1 pseudogene is annotated in these 515 nt (G+C 49.5%); it reads right to left on the minus strand.

Annotated features, from left to right (window positions below):
- Nucleotides 1-515 (minus strand): annotated as a pseudogene (locus tag AB4589_RS25290) (hypothetical protein); the annotation flags it as partial.

The following is a 515-nucleotide window of genomic DNA, read 5'->3' on the forward strand; positions in this document are numbered from 1 at the left end:
TTGATCCGCTCACTGTGAAAATAGCTGGCACGCTTTAGATACTTCACCGCTTTAGCAAAGGACTTCGGCGAAATAAACTCTCCAAAGCGCAACGCATAATCTTCTTGAAGCTGGTCGTAGCTGATGGTTTTCAATCCCGCTTCGGTGGGCAAACCGATGCGCCCGCCAATGAGGTCTGTGTTCGGCAGAGTGCACGCTAATACTTTCGCAATTAAGGTGCGACATTGGACATTATTCACCGCTTCACCGCCCCATGCATTGAGTGACGGGAAACGATTGGGGTTGGTAATAAATTCTTCACACCCTTTTAAGATCCGCGCGTATTCTGGCGGCAGGGTTTCTACCTTACCGCTTCGGAGCAACCGGCGAGACTTAAATCCGATCTCAAAAGGCGTCTTAGGGTTCCGCGCGTTCTCTTCTTCAATGACGCGTTGATACAATTCAATCAAATCCAGTTTGCGAGCCTTACGCTTACAGCGATACTGCGCATCGTAACTCGATTTATCGAACGGGGG

The organism is Vibrio sp. 10N.222.49.A3 (assembly GCF_041475145.1).
Taxonomy (GTDB): Bacteria; Pseudomonadota; Gammaproteobacteria; order Enterobacterales; family Vibrionaceae; genus Vibrio; species Vibrio tasmaniensis_A.